The sequence below is a fragment of the Neobacillus drentensis genome (assembly GCF_036962765.1).
Lineage (GTDB): Bacteria > Bacillota > Bacilli > Bacillales > Cytobacillaceae > Neobacillus > Neobacillus drentensis_C.
In genome coordinates, this window is sequence record NZ_JBALOS010000159.1 from 518 (window position 1) to 4198 (window position 3681).

Consider the following 3681-nt stretch of genomic DNA (forward strand, 5'->3'; position numbering starts at 1 on the left):
ATTTAGAAAGTGCCAAGAAAATTTCGAAAATGTACTTTGGCTACTTTGTAGAAGTATTGAAAAGGCCTTATGCTAGTTCGAAAGCTGTCGGAGAAGAAAACTTTGTTAATGCTATCATTACTATTATTTTATATTCTTTAATTATTCCATTTATGCTTTATTTTGGATTAAAGGGAGTAGCATCTTCCGTTAATGATTTTGGCAGTATGTTTGGTAGCTATTCTAATAGTTGCATTTGTTTTGGCAATTTTAAAGATTGAATGGTATGTTTTATTCCTTTTCTTGGGCTTTTCGACAACCCTTTTCCTTGTGCCGCCATTAGTGATTGCGAGCTTTAAAAAGGAAAGTCAACAAGGCTTAGATGTTATTTATGCGACGTTAGTAATTTACGTATTAACATTTATTACGATTGCGATTATGTCTCGTATCCTATTTGAACAACTTATTTCATTCTTTTAATCAGGAAAGCTTGATGAGTACTTGAGACTCTATCAAGCTTTTTATTTTAGAAAAAGGACAAGAATGATTATTTTAGTGATATTTAACTACCAATATGCTAAATTATTACTAATATAATTTTGATAAAATGAGGGGATCATTTCGTGACGAGAAAATGGAAGTGGACGATTGCGTGCTTCATGTTCCTGCTTTTTATGAATGCGTTTGGGATTATAGCAGTAAAGCTCTTAGGCAGGTAAGGGGAAACAAGTTTTCTCCATCAAATTTTTCAGGTAGGGATTGATGAGGATGACAACAGATTTAACCAAACCAATATCTAGAAAATTGCTAATTGCCCTACTTATTGTAACATTTGGTGCGGAAATTCTTCTCTACCTAACTCGTTACAGTTCTTTGGCCAGCACACTATATGATGCTGTCATGGTTTCCTCGTTTTTCATCGGCTGGAAACTTCATCAGAGACTAGGAAAGAAACAGGAAAGTCCCAAAAGACCACTTCAGCTTATGCTTCAATTCACGGGAGCCTTTTTGATTTTTTTCCTAGGAAGTATGTTTGTTAATGTGTTTTCTAGTCTCACCTTTGAAGATTTTAACAAGGATTATGATCAATATGTTCAAGACTACACGGAGTCACAATCCTTTGAAGTGGAAGATGGAGTGGAAGATCCTTCTGCCTTTTCCAAGGAACCAAGTGGGGCGTTTTTTGAAAAAGTAGATTTGATTGGTTCTGATATATTTACCGATATCTTGGCTGGCCTGGAAGAAGTGTGGCGGCTCGCCTATATCATTCTCCTGCTCGTGGTTTGTAAAAAGGTGTTTCCACGGCGCTGGGAGAGTGGGTCAAGAGATGGATTCCTAATGGCAGCATTGTTTATCACCTCCATTCTTTTTGGGATTGACCATACGCTTGATACCGAGCAGCCATGGTCGATTCGCATTGGGGCAATTGTAACTTTTGCCAATATGGGGCTCTTGTTTGGGATTATTCTAGTATGGACACGGAATCTTTGGCTGACAGTTATGATCCATGCTTTATACGATATATCAGCAACTCTTTCATGGTACTATATCGATTATGCAGTGGAGTATTTCACATTGGGGATTGTAATTGTCCACTTGTGTCTCCTTGGGTTTGAAAAATCACATCAAAAACGAATATTACGTCAGATGATACCGGTTCAGGAAGACGGATTTGAAGAGGTGTCGCAACAAATTGAATAAAAGGAAAAGAGGCTCTCAAAAGGTTGCACAGCCTCTTTTTTTATTGTTCTACTAAATAGGATTTGGAGTTTATCCAGTACTGAATCGTCCCATTAACGTGCCGTTTATATTTAATCTTTTCCAGTTCAAAACCCTCGATTAAACTATCCGCAGCTAACTCCTGTTTTACACTAAGTTCGATTAAAGCTTTATTTAATTGAATCTTGTCAGAATGGATGGGGTCCTTAATGGACGTCATCATATCAAGGCGGTGTTCAATCACAGTGATTAGATCCTGGTGGTGCTCATCGAAGCTAGTTGATGTTGGTAGATTTGTTACTTTGATTAAAATATTTTCTTGTTTTCCTCTACTTTCGACTATATTTGCAAGATTACCAGCCAGAAAGTTATTCAGAATGGTTTCACTTTGTTGGTTATAATCATGGGCTTTCATTATGTAGGAGGTTAGTCCTAGTTCCTTTTGAGTCCAATATTCTTTTAATAATAGAAAGCAGGTCACCATCAACAGGATGGTGGCGATTATCGTTATGATCCATTTTTTAAAAGGGTATCTTTTACGGGGAATGACCTGTTTATCGTAATGATGGGTAAGGGCATTAATCTGCAATTCTTCTAATTCCTGTTTCACTTTTTGTTGGGCGGTTGTCAGCATCTTACAGCCCTCCATTAATTCTAGAATGGATAATTTTTAACTATTACTATCCTACTACAGAAAGTGACATAAAATCCATATTTTCTCCATTATTTCTAAATGTTGATAGGGATGGACGGCGCTCTTTAAGAAAATTGAGGGTATTTCCCGAGAAATGACGATATATCTGCAAGGGTGTCAGACAAAAATCTAGGAGGAATCTACTATATTTGTCATGGAAAACTAATATAGGAATGTGAAAAGTTTGTTGAAAAATGCCGAAATATCTATAAGGTTTATCAGTATCTATTAAAACATTAGTTATGGTATTGTAGGAACAAATGGAAATTACAGAGGGGGCTTTACTAGTGTTAAAACGTTTTTTGATTGGATTTATTATTTTATGTTTAGGGTTTTCAGTTTTTCCCTATAGCCAAAAGGCTGAGGCCAGCACTGTATCAAAGAAACAGCTGATTATTGTCAACAAAAAGGTTAATAAACTAGCATTTTACGAGAATGGTAAATTAGTAAAAACATACAATGTTGCTACTGGAAGAACCTCTAGACTTACCCCGGAAGGGACCTTTTACATAAGAGAAAAAATTAAAAACAGACCATACTATAAACACAATATTCCAGGTGGGGATCCTCGGAATCCATTAGGAAAGCGTTGGATGGGGTTAAGTAAACAAGAAAATGGCGGCTATCCGTACGGAATTCATGGGAACAGTAATGAAAGTTCCATTGGAAAATATATCTCTGGCGGATGTATCCGGATGCATAATAATGAAGTAATTGAATTATTCAGTAAGGTTAAGGTGGGAACAACTGTAGTGATTGCTTCCTCGAAAAAAAGCTTTAATCAGTTAGCGGCACCTTATTATAAAAATATTGACATTAAGGCTCCAACTTTTCCGACCATTAGTACTGTTTCAGACAAGTCAAAAGAAGTGTCAGGTGTAACGGAAAAGGGAGCAACGGTTACCGTTAAAATTGGTTCTAAAAAATACACCAAAACAGCAGATTCGAATGGTAAATTTAAGGTGACTATCCCGAAACAAAAGGCTGGCAAAAAACTATATTTATCAGCAAAGGATAAAGCAGGAAACATCAGTAATACGAAAACAGTTGTGGTAAAGGACAAAACTGCTCCAGTGGTTAGCGGAGTAAGCAATAACGCATTTTATAACAAAGATGTTAAGATCACATTTAATGAAGGAACAGCAACATTGAATGGAACAGCAATTAAAAATGGTTATGTGGCTAAAGCAGCGGGAAAACGCACTTTAGTGGTAAAAGATGCAGCTGGTAACAAGAGAACGGTTGTGTTTACGATTGATAAAACTGCACCGGTAGTTAGCGGAATAAGC

General features: G+C 36.6%; 4 protein-coding genes and 1 pseudogene. 4 read left to right on the top strand and 1 reads right to left on the bottom strand.

Going from position 1 to position 3681, the window contains the following annotated elements:
* The 3 genes and pseudogenes from V7137_RS19495 to V7137_RS19505 all read left to right on the top strand — a co-directional run.
* Positions 1-260 (top strand): annotated as a pseudogene (locus V7137_RS19495) (hypothetical protein); the annotation flags it as partial.
* Positions 241-459 carry a hypothetical protein gene (locus tag V7137_RS19500; protein WP_335699612.1) on the top strand — a complete coding sequence of 73 codons (219 nt, stop codon included), beginning with the start codon at positions 241-243 and terminating at the stop codon, positions 457-459. The pseudogene V7137_RS19495 and the gene V7137_RS19500, both read left to right, overlap by 20 nt.
* 288 nt (positions 460-747) lie before the next feature.
* On the top strand, positions 748-1680 hold the full coding sequence (locus tag V7137_RS19505; protein WP_335699613.1) for a CPBP family intramembrane glutamic endopeptidase: 933 nt from the start codon (positions 748-750) through the stop codon (positions 1678-1680).
* Positions 1681-1720: 40 nt separating this feature from the next.
* Here V7137_RS19505 and V7137_RS19510 read toward each other — a convergent pair whose 3' ends face one another.
* Entirely contained in the window at positions 1721-2332 is a 612-nt protein-coding gene (locus tag V7137_RS19510) for a hypothetical protein (protein WP_335699614.1), read from the bottom strand.
* 347 nt (positions 2333-2679) lie between these two features.
* On the opposite strand from V7137_RS19510, the gene V7137_RS19515 reads away from it, so the two are divergent.
* On the top strand, positions 2680-3681 hold a 1002-nt coding region (locus tag V7137_RS19515; protein WP_335699615.1), incomplete at its 3' end, for a L,D-transpeptidase family protein.

Excerpts from the sequence above, each read along its gene's own strand:
- V7137_RS19505 (WP_335699613.1), top strand. The coding sequence starts at position 748 with ATGACAACAGATTTAACCAAACCAATATCTAGAAAATTGCTAATTGCC.
- V7137_RS19510 (WP_335699614.1), bottom strand. The coding sequence starts at position 2,332 with ATGCTGACAACCGCCCAACAAAAAGTGAAACAGGAATTAGAAGAATTG.